General features: G+C 38.4%; 13 protein-coding genes. 11 read left to right on the top strand and 2 right to left on the bottom strand.

The features are described from left to right. Window positions 1-291: 291 nt before the first annotated feature. From ACSVDH_RS28835 to ACSVDH_RS28785, 11 genes are all read left to right on the top strand, one after another. Window positions 292-1,701, top strand: a complete 1,410-nt coding sequence (locus ACSVDH_RS28835; protein WP_439252519.1) for a sulfatase family protein — start codon at window positions 292-294, stop codon at window positions 1,699-1,701. 702 nt (window positions 1,702-2,403) lie between these two features. After that, window positions 2,404-3,306 carry an ABC transporter permease gene (locus ACSVDH_RS28830; protein WP_439252564.1) on the top strand — a complete coding sequence of 301 codons (903 nt, stop codon included), beginning with the start codon at window positions 2,404-2,406 and terminating at the stop codon, window positions 3,304-3,306. Window positions 3,307-3,322: 16 nt separating this feature from the next. After that, window positions 3,323-4,228: a carbohydrate ABC transporter permease gene (locus ACSVDH_RS28825; RefSeq protein ID WP_439252520.1), complete on the top strand. Its 906-nt coding sequence runs from the start codon at window positions 3,323-3,325 to the stop codon at window positions 4,226-4,228. Window positions 4,229-4,333: 105 nt separating this feature from the next. Continuing rightward, window positions 4,334-5,932: an extracellular solute-binding protein gene (locus ACSVDH_RS28820; protein ID WP_439252521.1), complete on the top strand. Its 1,599-nt coding sequence runs from the start codon at window positions 4,334-4,336 to the stop codon at window positions 5,930-5,932. Window positions 5,933-6,151: 219 nt separating this feature from the next. Further along, window positions 6,152-8,869, top strand: a complete 2,718-nt coding sequence (locus tag ACSVDH_RS28815; RefSeq protein ID WP_439252522.1) for an alpha-mannosidase — start codon at window positions 6,152-6,154, stop codon at window positions 8,867-8,869. A gap of 100 nt (window positions 8,870-8,969) precedes the next feature. Beyond that, the gene (locus tag ACSVDH_RS28810) at window positions 8,970-10,274 is read left to right on the top strand and encodes a glycoside hydrolase family 125 protein (protein WP_439252523.1); all 1,305 of its coding nucleotides are present in this window, start codon (window positions 8,970-8,972) and stop codon (window positions 10,272-10,274) included. Window positions 10,275-10,294: 20 nt separating this feature from the next. Then, window positions 10,295-11,317 (top strand): asparaginase, encoded by a 1,023-nt coding sequence (locus tag ACSVDH_RS28805; protein WP_439252524.1) that lies wholly within the window; start codon window positions 10,295-10,297, stop codon window positions 11,315-11,317. A gap of 17 nt (window positions 11,318-11,334) precedes the next feature. Continuing rightward, window positions 11,335-12,372, top strand: a complete 1,038-nt coding sequence (locus ACSVDH_RS28800) for a family 20 glycosylhydrolase (protein ID WP_439252525.1) — start codon at window positions 11,335-11,337, stop codon at window positions 12,370-12,372. Window positions 12,373-12,400: 28 nt separating this feature from the next. Further along, window positions 12,401-13,273: a sugar phosphate isomerase/epimerase family protein gene (locus ACSVDH_RS28795; protein WP_439252526.1), complete on the top strand. Its 873-nt coding sequence runs from the start codon at window positions 12,401-12,403 to the stop codon at window positions 13,271-13,273. A gap of 52 nt (window positions 13,274-13,325) precedes the next feature. Beyond that, entirely contained in the window at window positions 13,326-14,702 is a 1,377-nt protein-coding gene (locus ACSVDH_RS28790; protein WP_439252527.1) for an alpha-L-fucosidase, read from the top strand. Window positions 14,703-14,771: 69 nt separating this feature from the next. Continuing rightward, the gene (locus tag ACSVDH_RS28785; RefSeq protein WP_439252528.1) at window positions 14,772-15,836 is read left to right on the top strand and encodes a Gfo/Idh/MocA family protein; all 1,065 of its coding nucleotides are present in this window, start codon (window positions 14,772-14,774) and stop codon (window positions 15,834-15,836) included. A gap of 109 nt (window positions 15,837-15,945) precedes the next feature. Here the strand turns inward: ACSVDH_RS28785 and ACSVDH_RS28780 are convergent, their stop codons facing one another. Both ACSVDH_RS28780 and ACSVDH_RS28775 read right to left on the bottom strand, forming a co-directional pair. Continuing rightward, on the bottom strand, window positions 15,946-16,773 hold the full coding sequence (locus ACSVDH_RS28780; protein WP_439252530.1) for an EcsC family protein: 828 nt from the start codon (window positions 16,771-16,773) through the stop codon (window positions 15,946-15,948). Between the two features lie 308 nt (window positions 16,774-17,081). Further along, window positions 17,082-17,831, bottom strand: a complete 750-nt coding sequence (locus tag ACSVDH_RS28775) for an RsfA family transcriptional regulator (protein WP_439252531.1) — start codon at window positions 17,829-17,831, stop codon at window positions 17,082-17,084. Between the last annotated feature and the right edge of the window lie 186 nt (window positions 17,832-18,017).

The raw sequence follows: 18,017 nt of genomic DNA, 5'->3' as shown, positions 1-18,017 counted from the left end.
TACTTAATGAGATTAACATATTAATGGGTGTGATGATTTTCTCTGTGCTTCCAATGATTAAAGTCTATCCATTTTTATAATGCTATTTTGTTAAAGGTGTTATGATAGGCTCGCTGAAAGGGGTAGGGAGTATGGCCTTCTAAACAAAATGTTATTTTGTCCAGGTATTTGCATCTTAACGAATAACTTAAAGTTATCTATGAAGTATCAAATAAAATGGGCATTAATTATTGATTGGGATTAAATAGGAATAGATGGAATGTATTTTTATTCATAAAAAGGAGGATAAAAGTGTCTAATAAACAGCCCAATATTCTTTTTATTTTAACAGATCAACACCGTGTTGATACTTTAAAAGCTTATGGAGGGGAAATTTGCAAAACACCAAATATTGACCTTTTGACAGAGGAAAGTGTTGTATTTAATGGTGCATATGCCAGTTGTCCTGTTTGTACACCTGCCCGTGCTTCACTTCAAACTGGATTATATCCTCACAATCATGAAATGAGAAACAACACCTATGAACCAGGGTGTAGATTTAATGAATTACCAAATTCAACCGAATTACTTAGCAATAAACTTAAAAAGCAACATTACAGTTTAGGTTATACAGGTAAGTGGCACCTAGGATCGGGACCTACCGAAGTTGGATATGAGGGGGATGATTTCCCAGGACATGGTGCAGGTGGACATGATTATGTACAATATCACGATTATTTGAAAGAACATGGTAAAGAGGTTAAGTTAGAAAATAAAATAACTGGACATTATAAAGGACATTGGGCAGCAGAAGTCGTATCTCCTGTTGAAACTACCGTGGAATATTTTTTAACAGATCGAGCCATTCATTATATCGATCAATTCAGACAAAAAGCTAATCCTTTTTATTTCCAGTTGAACTTTTGGGGTCCTCATGAACCATATATAGCACCTACAAAATATTTAGACTTATACCGTGATATAGAAATTGAACCTTGGCCAAATTTTTACGATAAATCCACGAACAAGCCTGCCATTCATAATGTGAAACGAGCTGGTACAACTGAATGGAAAAAGTTTGAACCTTATATAAAGCATTATTATGCCAACGTTAGTTTGATCGATGAACAAATTGGCAGACTTCTCAACTATTTAAAGGAACATGGTCTGTATGAGGATACAATCATCATTTTTTCTGCGGATCATGGAGAATCCCTTGGTATCCATGGAGGATTATGTGATAAAAATTTCTTTATGTATGAGGAAACTTGCCGAATTCCACTGATCGTTAAGCCTGCAAAAAAATTAGAGCAGACGAGATATGAAGATCGTTTTGTTGGAACTTGTGATATTTACTCGAGCATACTTGATTGGGCAGGAGTTCCTGAGGAAGAAATAAATAGTGACGGAAGATCGTTTGTTCCTCTTGTAAATAATGAAAATGTTAGTAATTGGCCCGACCATGTCGTCACTGAAGGAAACGGTCTTGCCGAAATATTGTACACACAGCGTATGATCCGACATGGTCATATGAAGTATGTCTTTAATTGTGGGGATACGGATGAATTATATGATCTGCAAAATGATCCTTACGAACTTATAAACGAGATTGAAAATCTTGCATACAAAGACACACTCCAATCATTGAGGGAACTGTTGGCAGATTGGATGGAGAAACATAATGATCGAGTTTTAGAGCAATACAAGGATTTATGCAAATGATTCAAAATATGAGGAATGGGTAAATTTTGCAAAAGGTGGTTGGCGTTTTGAATAAACCTAACTTTATTATTATTTATTGTGACAAATAGTTTGCTAAGGTGCACATTCCTCATTCTTTTTTCATTTATTGATTTTTTAGTATAAATGAGTGGGGATGTGTGTTTTTTTAAGCTTCGAAAAGATATATACACCAGAAAAAAACATTCGGCAACTAGTTATTTCAGTATTTTTTTATAAGTTACATATAACAAACATATCGAATCTGCATTTTATGGTTTACCGCCTACCCCCATCGTAACAAGTTTAATCATCTATGCTGCCATTAAATTAGCATCTCATATGGTGTGATTTTTGCATCGATCTTCTGAAATAGGAATTCCCCCTAAACACTGCTATGAAGGCATTTAGATAAGAATGTAAAGGGATACATATTGGTGCAAGAGTGACATATTACAAGAGTTGAGAAGCCTTGGAATGTAAGCGTAATCACGTCCGCTGTTATCACATTGACAATGCTTAATAAAAATAACATATTGATTACATTTCCTAAAAAACGCTACCATGAAAGCAGTTTCATACAAAACCAGAAGGAGGGGTTATTGAATGAGTTCAGGTACGGCAACTTCCCCATTACAACAGGAAGAAGAATTTAATAGTGGTTCTGCAAAACCCCATAAATTAACGGAAAAAAAACCTGAAAAAATGAAAAGGAACAGGAAGATCTTACAAAATTGGCAGCTTTATCTATTTGTATTGCCGGCATTTTTATACTTTCTAATCTTTCATTATATTCCGATGTACGGGGTGCAAATTGCATTTAAAAATTTCATTCCAACTTTAGGGATATGGGGAAGTGAATGGGTTGGCTTAGATCATTTTATTAGATTCTTTGAATCCTATTATTTTTGGGATCTAATCAAAAATACATTAGGAATTAGCATTTACGAATTAATTATTGGCTTTCCATTACCGATCATTTTAGCGCTGGCTTTAAATGAGGTAAAAGACAGTATATTTAAGCGGACTGTACAGACAGTAACATATGCCCCTCATTTTATTTCAGTTGTTGTTATGTCCGGAATGATCATCGCATTTCTTTCTCCAGAGACAGGGATTATAAACCATGCGATTAAACTACTAGGTTTTGAACCGATCGCATTTTTGAGTGAACCAGCTTGGTTTAAAACAGTATATGTATTATCAGGTGTATGGCAAAGCACAGGGTGGGGGACGATTATTTACCTTGCCGCTCTTGCTGGTGTGGATCCACAGCATCATGAAGCTGCAATTGTTGATGGTGCGTCGCGTTTACAGCGGATCTGGTATATAAACATTCCGGCACTTGTTCCAACCATGATTATCTTGCTCATTATGAATGTCGGCAGCATCATGGCCCTGGGATTTGAGAAAGTTTTACTATTGCAAAATCCACTTAACCTTGAGTCTTCGAATGTGATTGCAACATTCGTTTATCAAGCCGGTTTATTAGACGCACAATATAGTTTTGCATCAGCAGTTGGTCTGTTCAACGCAGTTATAAATGCAATTTTACTAATCATAGTAAATAAAATTGCGAAAAAAACCAGTGAGACAAGCCTATGGTAAGAGGGGGGAGAGAAAGATGAATTCTTCAATACACGAAACGAAAACAGATAAACTATTTAAGGCGTTTGTTTATGTTTTTCTGACTGCTGCACTAGTGATCGTACTTTATCCATTAATTTATATTGTAAGTGCATCCATAAGTAATCCAGCATCTGTAAACTCAGGGGAGATGTGGCTTTTTCCTAAAGGTATTACATTCGAAGGCTACAAGCTAATATTTGAAAATGGCGCTATTTGGAGAGGGTATCTCAATACAATTTTTTATACTGCTTTAGGTACTTTCATTAACTTAGCAGTTACGATCCCAGCAGCATATGCACTGTCACGTAAAGATTTTGCAGGCAGAAATATTCTCATGGGTATGTTTGTACTGACGATGTTCTTTAGTGGCGGGTTAATTCCAACCTACTTAGTTGTAAAGAATTTGGGACTTATTGACACAATTTGGTCGATGGTGTTACCGAATGCAGCAGCAGTATGGAATATCGTGATTGCACGTGTGTTTTTCCAAACTTCCATACCAAAAGGATTAGAAGAAGCAGCAATCATTGATGGAGCCTCAAATTTTAAAATGTTTATCAAAATAATTTTACCACTATCTGCACCAATTATAGCTGTTATGGCGTTATTCTATGGTGTAGGCCACTGGAACGGATATTTCAATGCATTAATCTACTTATCTGACAAAGAAATGTTTCCGCTTCAATTAGTATTAAGAGAAATACTGGTATTGCAGGAAATGTCATCACAAAACACAAATTTGACAGGCAGCATGGCAGAGGCATTGCATAGCAAGCAGCAACTTGCCGCAATTATTAAGTATGGTGTGATGATTGTCTCTACGCTTCCAATTATTATTGTTTATCCATTTTTACAACGCTATTTTGTTAAAGGTGTTATGATAGGCTCGCTGAAGGGGTAAGGAGAATGGCCTTCTTAACAATATGTGATGATTTAAGGGGGTGATCAGGCAATAAAAAAGATTCATAAGCAAGTATCTTTGTTAATAATGAAAGGGGATGCAAGGATGAGAAAATTGCTGGCACTACTTTTAACAACTATTTTAATCCTTACGGCATGTAGTTCAAAAGAAGACGTAAGCAAAGAAGAGAATCCATCTTCTGCAAAGGTTGAAGTAAATAAAGAAGGATTTCCAATTGTAGACAAAGAAATCGAATTAACATTAATGGCACCAGGCACAGGTTTGGCAGAATGGAAAGACATGCCTACATTACAAGAATATTCAAAGATGACGAATATCAATTTTGAATATACAACACCGCCTCTGAGTGACTTTCAAACAAAATTAAATTTAGCATTTGCCAGCGGGGACGTTGCAGACATTATATATGGAGCTGGATCAAGTAATCTGACACCTGCCATGGAAGTTGACTATGGAAAACAAGGAGTATTATTACCTTTAGAAGATCTAATAGAAGAATATGCCCCTAATATTCAAAAAATTTTAGAAGAAAACCCCGATATTAAAAAATCTATTACGACAGTGGATGGACATATATACTCATTACCAGCAGTAAGTAATGGTCCAACATCTAGCTGGCCAAGAGGTCCTTTATGGTATAACGGTCAATGGCTTGATGCATTAGGAGTTAAAGAGCTTCCTAAGACAACAGATGAACTTTATGAATTATTAAAACGATTTAAGACAGAAGACCCTAATGGCAATGGAAAAGCGGATGAAATACCTTTAATTGATGTTAAAATGGATAGCACCCGTCCATGGCTGCTAGGTGCTTTTGGTATAAAGGAATGGGGGATTGAAGAAGTTAACGGCAAGGTTAGGTATGCACCAATGACAGAGAACTATAAGGAATACTTAACATTCATGAATAAACTTTATGAGGAAAAACTGCTAGATCCAGAAACATTCTCTCAATCAGATGAACAGAAAAAAGCGAAAGGACAGAATAACAGAATAGGGTTATTCCCAGATTGGTACCCATTCTTTACAACAGGAGAAACGGAAGAACAATCAATGAATAACCCAATGTTCTATCCTTTGACTAGCTCTGTTTCCGAAAAAGCTGTAATACCACGCAGCCCTGGAATTGGAAGGGGTACTTTTTCAATCACGAAAAATAATCCAAATCCGGAAGCATCTATCCGTTGGGTTGATTACTTCTATTCAAAAGAAGGCTATGCATTTCTAAATATGGGACCTGAAGGACATCTTTGGAAATGGGCTGATAAAGAAGGCGGTAAGAGAGTAAAACTTGATGTGCCAGAAGGCTTTAAATCCTCAGAAGATTATCGCGGAACATTAACACCAGATTACGGGATAGCTACCCCTTCGTTAAGTGGTCCAATTGAAGGAAATGAACAAACAGATTTTGATAAATTTATTGCAGCAGAAACAAATGAAAAGATTGAGCCATTTGCAAAAGTTCCTTATCCGCTAGTTTATTTAACACCAGAGGAACAGCAACAAGCAAATACGATTGAAGTTGACCTGGAATCGTATGTCAAGCAAATGGAAGCAAAATTCATTACTGGTGTTGAGCCGCTGTCAAATTGGGATAAATATGTAAAAACGATTGAAAATATGAATATTGATCAATATGTTCAAATCTATCAAGATGCTTATGATCGCTGGGCAGATAGTTAAATAAAGCATTTTAAAGATGGCTCGTATGGTCCCAACGCGGGAAGTATGCATACGGGCCTTCAAATATCTCACTTGGTTAAGTTAGAGGCGGCAAAGATGTTGCTGACAGAAGAGAAGTGAATGAAAGATGACTGAACGATCAAAGCTCGATGCTGGGATACTAGCAAATTCCAGTATCTACTACTACATTAATAGCAACCTAGTTTTGGAGGTATAAACTTGGAAGATAAAAAGGTTATCCATATCATTTCTCATACTCATTGGGACAGGGAATGGTATTTGCCATATGAGAAGCACCACGTCCTCTTAACAAAATTGATGGATAGACTGTTGGAAACATTGGAAAGTGATCCTGATTTTAAAAGCTTTCATCTTGATGGACAAACCATCATTTTAGATGATTATTTACAAATTCGTCCTGAAATGAGGGAAAAGCTTCAAAAGTTCGTCAGAGAAGGAAGGCTTCAAATCGGTCCTTGGTACATTTTGCAGGACGAATTTTTGACAAGCAGTGAAGCCAATATTCGTAATCTTCAATACGGGATGAAAGATGCAGCAGGGTGGGGAGGTATTTCAAAGGTTGGCTATTTTCCAGATTCATTTGGAAATATCGGCCAGGCTCCGCAAATTTTAAGCCAGGCTGGTATTAACAATGCTGTCTTCGGAAGAGGTGTGAAGCCAACAGGATTTAACAATACGGTCAGTGAAGCAGAAATTTATGAATCACCCTATTCAGAAATGCTCTGGCGCTCCCCGGACGGCTCATCTGTTCTCGGAATTTTATTTGCAAATTGGTACTGCAATGGGAATGAAGTACCAACAGATGAAAAAGAAGCTCAAAAGTATTGGGAGCATCATATTGCATCCTTAGAAAAATATGCAGCAACCCCACATATGCTCATGATGAATGGTTGTGATCATCAGCCAATACAAATCGATTTGCCGGAAGCAATTGGAACGGCTGAAAAATTATATCCGAATATCGAATTTGTTCATTCGAATTTTAATGATTATGTTGACCAGCTTGCTGCATCACTGCCGGGAAATTTAAAAGTCATTGAAGGGGAGCTGCGGAGCCAGCAAACAGACGGATGGGGGACGCTTGTTAATACAGCATCCGCACGCGTATATATTAAACAAATGAATCAACATGGTCAGGCACTCCTTGAGAAAGTGGCGGAGCCTTTATGCTCATTCGCCTATTTACATGGAGGAGAATACCCTCATCACTTAATTGAATATGCATGGAAAACGTTAATGCAAAATCACCCGCATGACAGTATTTGCGGCTGCAGTGTTGATGAGGTTCACCGTGAAATGGTCACACGATTTGAGAAAAGCAAGCATGTAGCTGAGATGGTAATTGATGAAAGCCTTACGTCTATTTCTGAAAAAATTAATACAATGAGTTTTGAAAAATGGGGAGAAAATGCGCTGCCATTTACAGTCTATAACACGACTGGATGGGATCGCACCGGAGTAGTTTCTATTACACTTGATGTAAGAAGAGATTATTTCTCAGCAGGAGTAAACCAGCAAGACCTTAAAGAATTTCCGTTAGGAGAAAGAACGTTAGTAGATGATACAGGTACCGAATATGACTGTAAGGTAGAAGATTTAGGGATTGCTTTTGATTATGATCTGCCAGCAGAAAAATTCCGCCAGCCATACATGGCAAGACGGGTTCGCCTTACTTTTGAAGCAGAAAAAGTACCAGCACTTGGGTTTAAAACCTATGCTTGGATTTCGTCAGCAAGGCAAACGGATCATTGTTCATTGATCATAAATGAAAATGAAATGGAAAATAAATATGTACACGTAAAAATTAATGAAAATGGTTCTCTGACTGTAACCAATAAAGCAAATGGACGTACATTTGAAGGGCTATGTGTCTATGAAGATACAGGTGATATTGGAAACGAATATATGTATAAGCAGCCGAATAGTGAACAAGCTCTTACAACCAAAGACGTAATGGCAAAGATAAACATCATGGAAGATACACCATTCCAAGCTGCATACGAGATTGTGCATGAGTGGAAAATTCCTAAAAGCGCATCAGATTTATTGGATCAAGAGCAAAAAGAGCTTGTCTGGTTTACTGGCAGAAAGTCGAGACGTGTAGAGGAATTGGTCCCATTTACAATTAAAACAATTGTAACGCTGGAAAAGAACAGCAAAGGTATAAATGTTAAAACATCATACAATAACCAAGCGAAAGACCATCGTCTCAGAGCATTATTTCCAACAAACATAAATACCGATGTACATTATGCTGATTCAATCTTCGAAATAGCAAAACGATCCAACGAGCCGTCGCAGGAATGGAAGAACCCGGATCATTCACAGCATCAGCAAGCATTTGTTGATGTTAGCAATGATATTGAAGGTTTAACGATTGCCAACCTTGGATTAAATGAATATGAAATGATTCGTGATGGCCGGAATACAATCGCGGTAACATTGCTGCGCTCTGTAGGCGAGCTTGGCGATTGGGGCTATTTTCCGACACCAGAAGCACAATGTTTAGGAGAACATTCTATTTCATTTCGCATCTATCCACATGAGGGAAAAGCTGGTGCAGCTAGAGTTTATCAAGATGCATACCAATATCAAGTACCTTGGTCATTGAAACAAACAGGTCTTCATGATGGTGAATTACCGCCTGTTCATTCATTTGTCCAGTGGGAATCTGCCAATCTAGCATTTTCCTCTATGAAAGTATCTGAACAATCTGGTGATGTTATGCTGCGGTGGTTCAATATGTCTGATGAAAGCGATACTCTTATCGTCAAGGCATCAGAAACTTATAACAATATATATAAAAGTAATGTGATCGAAGAAAAAGGGAAATCATTACATGTTGATGGCAGGAAAGCTGTTCACGTTTCAGTTCGTAATCATGAAATTGTTACACTGGGATTTGAAAAAAATTAATTTTATAAATGAGTTCAGAAAGTGTACAGCATGAAACAATGCGCAGTTTTTTGCATATCCCATTACGATAAGACTACTAAAAAAGGAAGTAGGTACTTTTATGCAAGGACAATTACCACAATCAATGAAAGCATTAATTGATAAAGTTAAAACTTCATTCCCGCATGATCAAAAAGTACAAGATATGTTTGAAAACTGTTTTTCAAATACCTATGAAACAACAATTCGACCGCAAGCAGATGGAACAACCTTTGTCATTACAGGTGACATACCTGCAATGTGGCTGCGGGATTCGGCTGCACAGGTTCGCCCGTATTTACTGCTTGCTGAACACGACAAGGAAATGGCCGACATGATAGAAGGTGTCATAAAAAAACAATTGTCGTTCATTATCCATGATCCTTATGCAAATGCGTTTAACGAGGAAGCAAATGGAAACAGGTATCATGATGACAAGACTGAGATGACGCCCCTTTTATGGGAACGGAAATATGAAATTGATTCACTTTGCTACCCAATTCAGCTGTCGTATCTATTCTGGAAATCGACTGGGAGAATCTCTCAATTTAATGAATTGTTCCGGACAGCGGTTGCGAAAATAATCAAAACCTGGAAAACGGAGCAAAATCACGAAGAGAAATCCAACTACCTATTTGAAAGGGATAACTGCCCCGCGCAGGATACATTATCACATAAAGGAAAAGGAACACCTGTCGCCTACACCGGTATGACCTGGAGCGGCTTTCGTCCCAGTGATGATGCTTGCAAATATGGCTATTTAATTCCAGCTAACATGTTTGCTGTTGTTGTCTTAAAGCAATTAAAGGAAATCGCTGAAGAAGTCTTAAATGATAAAAATCTTGCGGAGACAGCCTTTGAATTGGCAAATGAAATTGACCATGGCATCCAACAATTTGGTAAAGTGGAGCATCCCATTTACGGAACGATTTACGCCTATGAAACAGATGGACTTGGAAATTACAATCTAATGGATGATGCCAATGTACCTAGTCTTCTTTCCCTTCCATATTTAGGCTATTGCGATATTAATGATCCAATCTATCAAAATACAAGAAAGTTTATTTTAAGTTCTGAAAACCCTTACTATTATCAGGGTAAGGTAGCGAAAGGGATTGGCAGTCCACATACACCTAAACATTATATTTGGCATATTGCTCTTGCCATTCAAGGGATGACTGCTTTAACAAATGAAGAGAAAGAAGAAATTCTTGATCTATTTACACACACTGATGCAAATACAAACTTTATGCACGAAGGATTTCATGTCGATAAACCTGAAAAATTCACAAGACCCTGGTTCTCATGGGCTAATTCGATGTTTAGTGAATTTTTGTTAAGTCAATGCAATCTGTTTGTGAAAGGAAGTCCATTAGCAAACAGGTAATGGGATAAACAGAGGTGATAATGAAGGTGAAAAAAATGAATGCTGAAGTTCTTGTTGAGGATTATCGAAATGGTTTTCTTGAAAATATTCACCCCGGCCATATTTGCGGAGTTGACGCATCAGGGCATATCAAATATAAGGTTGGAAATTCAGAGCATTTGACATTTTTGAGGTCTGCATTAAAGCCAATACAAGCGATTCCAGCAATTGCTCATCATATTCAGGAGCATTTTAAGCTGACGAATCGGGAAACCTCCCTGATCGTTGCATCACATCGAGGTGAAGCTTTCCATATCGAAGAGCTGGAGAAATTACTGGCTAAAATCGGGGCGGCAGAAGAAGAATTGTTATGCCACCCGACATATCCGCTAAACCCAAATGCAAAGGATGAACTCTTACTAAACAATCGACCGAAAAGAAAACTATATCATAATTGTTCTGGAAAACACCTGGGAATGATTGCCCTCGCAAAAGTGCTAGGTGTAAGTGCAGCAGGATATTTCGAATTACAACACCCAGTACAGCAGGAAATCCTTCGTGTCCTTTCAATTATTTCCGGGTGCAGTACTGATCAAATTAGGACTGGAGTGGATGGGTGTGGTGTTCCAGTCTATGCACTGCCACTTAAATTTATTGCAGCTGCATACCTGCGATTTGCAAAACCAGAGCTTATTTCTGACCAATCCATTCAAGATGCAGTGATCAAAATAACAAGCATGATGAATGAACATCCAGATATGATTTCCGGAACGAATGCGATTTGTACAACTTTGCTAATGGATGACAATATCGTTGCAAAAGGCGGAGCACAAGGGGTTTATTGCTTTGGGTTAAAAGAGGAGAAATTAGGCTTTTCATTAAAAGTTATGGATGGAACAGAGGAACAATGGCCATTAATCGTCGCAAGTATTCTTGAACAAATCGAGTATAAAAACAAGGATACGATTCAAAGGCTTTATCAATTGTCTAATAAAGAAATCTATAACGACAACAACAAGCTTGTAGGGAATAAAGAAGCTGTATTTAAATTAGTGGAAGTTTGATGGGGAGTGTACAAACAGTGAAGATAACAGAGCCTGTGCGGGCGTTTCATTTAAGATTCGGGTCACATGACTTGGTTGAACCGTTTAAGGAATTTATTGAGAAGGTATTGGCTCCAAAAGGAATAAACCATTTAGTGTTGGAAAGTAATACATCTTTTGTATTTGAATCACATCCAGAAGTCACTGGCGGAACATTAACAAAGCAGGACGCAAGAGAAATAGCAGCAGTATGCAAAAATAACGGGATACGACTTATTCCATTATTCCAATGTCTTGGTCATCAAGGATGGGGCGGTGCACCGAATTCAATTTTGAAAGCGCATCCTGAATTTGATGAAACACCGTATGTGCCATTGGATGCAGAGTGGCCGGATATTTTCTGCAGAAGCTGGTGCCCGCAACATCCAGAAGTTAATCAACTTGTTTTTGAGCTAATGGATGAACTTATCGACGCTTTTTGTGCTGATGCATTTCATGTTGGCATGGATGAAGTATATGAAATAGCAGATGATAACTGCCCTCGCTGCAAAGGAAAGGATAGAGCAGAATTATTTGCCAAGGCCGTCAATGATTTGCACAGTCATTTAGTAAAGAAGCGCGGCGTTGAAATGTTTATGTGGGGAGATCGTTTAAACGACAGTGAAAAGCTGGGCTATGACCAATGGGAAGGGGATATGTTTGGTACACATAAAGCAATTGATCTTATTCCTAAAGATATTGTGATAATGGATTGGCATTATGAAAAATTAGCTGCATACCCTTCAATTGCGAATTTTATAGAGAAGGGCTTTACGGTCATTCCAGCTTGTTGGTTCAAAACAGCTGCTGCTGTTGATTTTTTAAACGAAAGCAAACGTCAGGCACAAGAACTAGGATTAGAAGATAAGCTGCCAGGTATGGTTGTAACATCATGGAACGGCTGGGACAAAGAATCTTTTGAAAGATTTATAAATATGACGCCTGCTCCTAAAGAATGTGATGAAAAATTAGAAGAGCTTGAAGAGCTATATCGAACATTGTCTGCCATTACGGAAAAGTTAAATAGTAGAATTTAAAAAATTATTAATTAAGAGGTGTTATGTGATGAAAGTAGGTTTAAGTACGTATAGTTTGCTAGATGCCATAAACGCGGGAGAAATGGATATTTTAGATGTTATCGAGTGGATTGCCGACAATGGCGGTGAGCATATGGAAATCGTCCCTTATGGATTTACGTTAGTTGATAATTTGGAGCTTGCCGATCAAGTACGAGAAAAAGCAAAAGAAGTTGGTATTGAGTTATCAAACTATTCAATGCCGGCTAATTTTGTCCAGGATTCGGAGGAGGAATTTGAAGCAGAGGTTGTACGGCTAAAGGAACATGTAGATCTTTTAGTCCGCATGGGCATCAAACATATGCGTCATGATGTGACGGCATTTACGCTGCCGCCTGAGAAAATGACAATCGAATACTTTGAAAACAGCCTGCCGCAAATTATTGAAGGAAGCCGCCGCATCGCCGACTATGCAGCAGAATTTGGAATAACAACGACGATTGAAAATCATGGGGTAGCTGTCCAGCATAGTGATCGTGTCCAGCGCGTACTGCATGCAGTGAACAGACCTAACTTTAAAACGACATTGGATGTAGGCAATTTCATGTGTGTCGATGAAAATCCGATTGTAGGTGTGAAGAAGAACCTCCCATATGCATCACTTGTTCATTTTAAGGACTTTTACTTCCGCCCTTACTATAACGATCCCGGTGCAGGAAAATGGTTTAAAACGTCTAACGGGAACTTTCTAAGAGGGGCAATTGTTGGACAAGGTGATATTGAAATAAGAGAAATAGTAAAACTGATTAAAGATTCCGGTTATGACGGATATGTAACATTAGAATTTGAAGGAATGGAAGAATGCAGAGAAGCATGCAAAATTGGAATGGATAATCTAAGACGTTTCTGGGAGGAAGCTTAATTCCTAAATCTTGAGATAATCATAGAAAATAAATTTGAATGGGGATGGGAGTATGACGGCAGAAACGAAAGACCAGGATGTAAATCATGGTGTCCATAATTACAGTGCGGAAGAGAAATGGGTTAAACCGGAAGACCCGGTGTTATTAGAACGTTTGGAATGGTTTAAAGACCAAAAATTAGCCTTGATGATGCACTGGGGGCCATATTCTCAGCTTGGTGTTGTAGAATCATGGGCTCTAAGTGATAAAGACAGTGATTGGTCCCGTACAGGTATTGACTGGGAGGAAGATGGCGAAGAATTTAAGCGGCAATATTTCAATTTAAATAAAACCTTTAACCCTGTTCGATTTCAACCAGAAGTTTGGGCTGACTTAGCCGAAGAAGGCGGTTTTAAATATTTGATTTTCACGACGAAGCATCATGATGGCTTTAGTATGTGGGATACGAAAGAGACGGATTATCGTATTACTTCATCAGAATGTCCTTTTCATAGTCATAAGTATGCTGATATATGCAAACATGTTTTTAATGCTTTTCGCAAAAAGGGCTTGGGTATTGCAGCATATTTTTCTAAGGCAGATTGGCATACACCTTACTATTGGGCACCCGGCATGGCCCGGGGCAGGGAGATGTGGCGCGGTCCGTCATATGATCCAGATGAATACCCATGGTTGTGGGATAAGTTCGTGAACTTTACCCATAATCAAATAATGGAGCTAATGTCCAAATATGGTCCAATTGATGTATTGTGGTTAGATGCAGGATGGGTTGGGAAAGGAAAACAGGACATCCGCCTCGGAGAAGTGGTAAAAAGAGCACGTGAAATACAGCCCTGGTTACTAACGGCTGACCGTACGATAGGGGGAGAGTTTGAAAACTATATAACTCCTGAACAAACGATTCCAGACACTCCGATGAATGTGCCATGGGAAAGCTGTATCACAATGGGAACCTCTTTTTCCTTCAGATATGAGGATACGTATAAGTCTACTCGAGAAATTGTTCATACGTTGATCGAAATTGTATCTAAAGGTGGGAATCTTGCTTTAAATGTGGCACCACAACCTGATGGTCGCTTACCTGAAGGAGCCATTAAAAGAATGAAAGAGCTTGGAGCTTGGTTGAAGGTTTACGGTGAAGCCGTCTATGGTACACGCATTTGTGCACCTTATTTCAAAGAAGGTTTCGCTTTTACAAGAAAAGGTGAAACGGCATACTGTTTCCGATTGTATCAAAGCGAAGATCAACGTTATAAAGATGAAACGATTTACATTCCATATACTGAAAAGGTTTTTCGGATCGATATGCTTGATGGTGAAGAAAATCTTGAATTTAGCCAAACAGAAGAGGGACTATTTGTAAGTATGCCAAGAATGACGGCAAAGGAAGAAAATACTCCAATTGCTCATGTATTTAGGTTAACTTAGTCAGAGATTTTGATACATGGAGGGCAAAACGGAATAATTTTGGAAGAAGTTTAAAAGGAGTTAACAAATATGGAGAAAATAAAAGTCGGTGTAATTGGCGCAGGTTCTATTTCTGAAATGCATTTTGAATCCTATAAAAATAATCATGATGTTGAAATCTATTCTGTTTGTGATAGGAATGAACAAAGAGCACAAGAAAAAGCAGAGAAATATGGTGCCAAAAAATATTATAAAAGTTATCAGGATTTACTAGCAGATTCAGAGGTTGATGCGGTCAGCATATGTACATGGAATAACTCGCATGCGGAAATTTCAATTGCTGCCTTACGTGCAGGGAAGCACGTTTTAGTTGAGAAGCCATTATGTAAAACTGTTGAAGAAGCATACGCAATAGAAAGAGCCGTTAAGGAGAATGGCGGAAAAGTGCTTCAAGTAGGGTTCGTTCGCCGTTTCGGGACAAATACACAAGTACTAAAGAATTTCATTGATTCAGGAGATCTCGGTGAAATTTACTATGCAAAGGCATCCTGCATCAGGGCATTAGGAAATCCGGGAGGATGGTTTGCTGATAAGGAAAGATCAGGCGGGGGACCCTTAATTGATCTTGGTGTTCACGTAATAGACCTGTGCTGGTATTTAATGGGGAAACCGAAAGTCAAATCAATCAGCGGAAACACATACAACAAATTAGGCAACCGCTCAAATATTAAAAACAAATCCTTCTACAAAGCAGCGGATTATGATCCTGACAAGAATACGGTTGAAGACTTAGCCAATGCCATCATCAGATTTGAAAATGGTGCATCTTTAATGGTCGATGTAAGTTTCACTCTCCATGCTAAGGAGGATTCGATCGCAGTTAGCGTGTTTGGAGATAAAGGCGGAGCAGAAATTGAACCTAATCTTCAAATTGTTACGGAAAAACATAATACGATTATTAATTGTACTCCACAAATTGATTCATTATCATTTGACTTTCATAAAGGATTCCAAAATGAAATTGATCATTTTGTATCATGCATCAAAAAAGAGACGGAAACAATCAGCCCTGTTCAAGATGGTATGGAAATGATGAAAATCTTGGCAGGGATTTATGAATCGAGCAAAAAAGCGACAGAGATACACTTCGATTAGTAGGTAATTGTGAATATAAAAGTGCACGAAGGACTTTATAAAGATATTGACTTATAAAGTTGCAAAAAACCGGTGGCCCTTAAGTGGGGATACCGGTTTTTGACATAGCTCAAAGCTCGGAACTGTATTTTTCAGCTGTCTCCAATCTATCAAGAATTCTCCTTTTCCGATAAAGCATCATGCCGGTCTCTGCCAGATCATGAATCATCAATCGATTGGTGATCGCACCAAAGACCATCCCTGCGATCGGCACCATTTGCAGAAGCTTTTTCCAGCCGAATTGATCACGGTACGTATAAACAACCTCACGCCAGCCTTGGAGCTGGGAAATCATTTCATTCTTTGTCATGTGATCGCGATGATAAAAGGTAGATAATTCATTTAAAATGGCTTGTTTCCCCACAACGTCAGCCGAGGAAAACTGAAGGCATTTTACAATGAAAATTCGCTCATTACGGTCTTTCGGGTCATAGCCATATGCGATCGCGATTTCCTGAAGTGTTTTTAACGATAGTCCGAGCAGAACGGGAATATCAACGGCCAATGTGAAAATGCCGCCTACCCCTGTTGTAGCCCCTTGAATGGTGGCCAGCTGGCTTCGGTTTGTCTTTAATTCCTCGCTTACCTCATCCATCGCCGCTAACGGCAGGGTAGAAACATCGGATAACGCAATGTCTTCACGCTTCGCATGTTTTTCCAGCTTCGCTAAAATGACCTTTTCCTGTGTTAAGTATTGTCCTCCTGTTTGCACGAAAGCCCCCAGCTCATCTAGCAAGGTACCGATTTTCTTTTGGATAAAAGCAGGTGTAACTTTATCTAAAAGCTTAAAAGGAAGTCGTCCAAGTCTTTCCCAAAACCAAAGTCCTTTTTGATCCTGCTCCCATTTCTCAATAGACTGCAGCTCAGTTTGTAGCCATTCTCTCGTTTCCAACGTCATACCAACCTTTTTTCTTTTATTTTTTCCAACTATTGGGCAGTTAAATGCTATGATGGTTGTCTTACCCCTTACATTATGATACAGTTTTTATTACGTTTTTAGTGGTGAAGAAGTTCCAGTATCATTAATTTTTTTATTATTATCATACCTCTAATTTTTAGGGCATTAAATTTTAGAAAAACTTGGCTTAACGTCAAGTCCTAATGGCGAATGCCTTAGTTTTTTGTACTATCATCCATAAAATCTAACAATTTCTGGTGTACAAAAAAGACGCGAGAACTTTCTCGCGTCTTTGTAAGGGTTATCTTTTATTCAGCCAACTTCTCTAAATTCCCATTGCGGTCCATTTTAAAAGTTGTTGCTGTTGAGCGGTCATCTTCATCGAATAATACTAGTTTTCTTGCGCGGTTCATGATTTTCATTAATGTTTCATAGTCTTCTTGGACCGTAACTGTATCCTGCTCAAGTCTCTCAACCTTTTTCTTCAATTCTTCGTTTTGCGAAATGAGCTCTTCATTTTCACGCTTTAATCGTTTATTCTCACTCATAAGAGCTTCTGAATACTCATTATTTGATTTGTAAGAATGTAAGAAAGCAATGACTTGATCCATTGTGATTTTGTTTGATGATCCAGCTGGTTGATTTACAGTTGGTTTAGGTGCTGATTTAGGTAAGTTTGCTTTTACATCTTCATCAGCAGGCATAACCTCTGCCATATGACTCTCTAAAGCTGACATCATCGTAAGCTCTTCTTGTTCATCCGCATCAATAGAAGGAACATCAGGAGAATAAAGAAGCTGTTTCTTCACTGGCTGGCCTTTGCCAAGAGCTCTCATACGTTGCTTACGTTGCTTTTTAGCAAGCTGTAAGGCTTTCTCATAATCATGGCGGACAACAGCATTCCAACGGAATCCACATGCTGCAGAGGTACGGTTTAACTTATCGCCCACCTCTTCAAAGGCATTTAATTGTGTGCTGCCCTCGCGCACATGTCTTAAAACAGTTTCTGCTAGTAATAAATCATTCTCTTCAGACCAAGCATCTTGTCTTTGTTTCATTTTTTCCAACTCCCTGTGTAAATAGATAATATAACTAGTTGATTGTTAATTATGATGGACAATTTTGCGGTATTTTATACAATTTTCTTAAGAGGATAGTAGACTTTTTATGGAATTTTTAGATTCTACTAGTAAGGAAAAACAAACCAATGCTGTAAAATGGCACCTAGTTGTTCTTGTACTTGC

Origin of the sequence: Metabacillus sp. Hm71 (assembly GCF_051842955.2) — a bacterium.
Lineage (GTDB): Bacteria > Bacillota > Bacilli > Bacillales > Bacillaceae > Metabacillus.
The sequence above is the reverse complement of the archived record's forward strand: the minus strand, read 5'-3'. Positions and strand labels throughout refer to the sequence as shown.

What these genes read in the sequence shown, in the direction of transcription:
- ACSVDH_RS28830 (WP_439252564.1), top strand. Translation starts at nt 2,404, where the DNA reads ATGAAAAGGAACAGGAAGATCTTACAAAATTGGCAGCTTTATCTATTT.
- ACSVDH_RS28810 (WP_439252523.1), top strand. Translation starts at nt 8,970, where the DNA reads ATGCAAGGACAATTACCACAATCAATGAAAGCATTAATTGATAAAGTT.
- ACSVDH_RS28775 (WP_439252531.1), bottom strand. Translation starts at nt 17,831, where the DNA reads ATGAAACAAAGACAAGATGCTTGGTCTGAAGAGAATGATTTATTACTA.
- ACSVDH_RS28825 (WP_439252520.1), top strand. Translation starts at nt 3,323, where the DNA reads ATGAATTCTTCAATACACGAAACGAAAACAGATAAACTATTTAAGGCG.
- ACSVDH_RS28780 (WP_439252530.1), bottom strand. Translation starts at nt 16,773, where the DNA reads ATGACGTTGGAAACGAGAGAATGGCTACAAACTGAGCTGCAGTCTATT.
- ACSVDH_RS28790 (WP_439252527.1), top strand. Translation starts at nt 13,326, where the DNA reads ATGACGGCAGAAACGAAAGACCAGGATGTAAATCATGGTGTCCATAAT.
- ACSVDH_RS28805 (WP_439252524.1), top strand. Translation starts at nt 10,295, where the DNA reads ATGAAGGTGAAAAAAATGAATGCTGAAGTTCTTGTTGAGGATTATCGA.
- ACSVDH_RS28820 (WP_439252521.1), top strand. Translation starts at nt 4,334, where the DNA reads ATGAGAAAATTGCTGGCACTACTTTTAACAACTATTTTAATCCTTACG.
- ACSVDH_RS28785 (WP_439252528.1), top strand. Translation starts at nt 14,772, where the DNA reads ATGGAGAAAATAAAAGTCGGTGTAATTGGCGCAGGTTCTATTTCTGAA.
- ACSVDH_RS28795 (WP_439252526.1), top strand. Translation starts at nt 12,401, where the DNA reads ATGAAAGTAGGTTTAAGTACGTATAGTTTGCTAGATGCCATAAACGCG.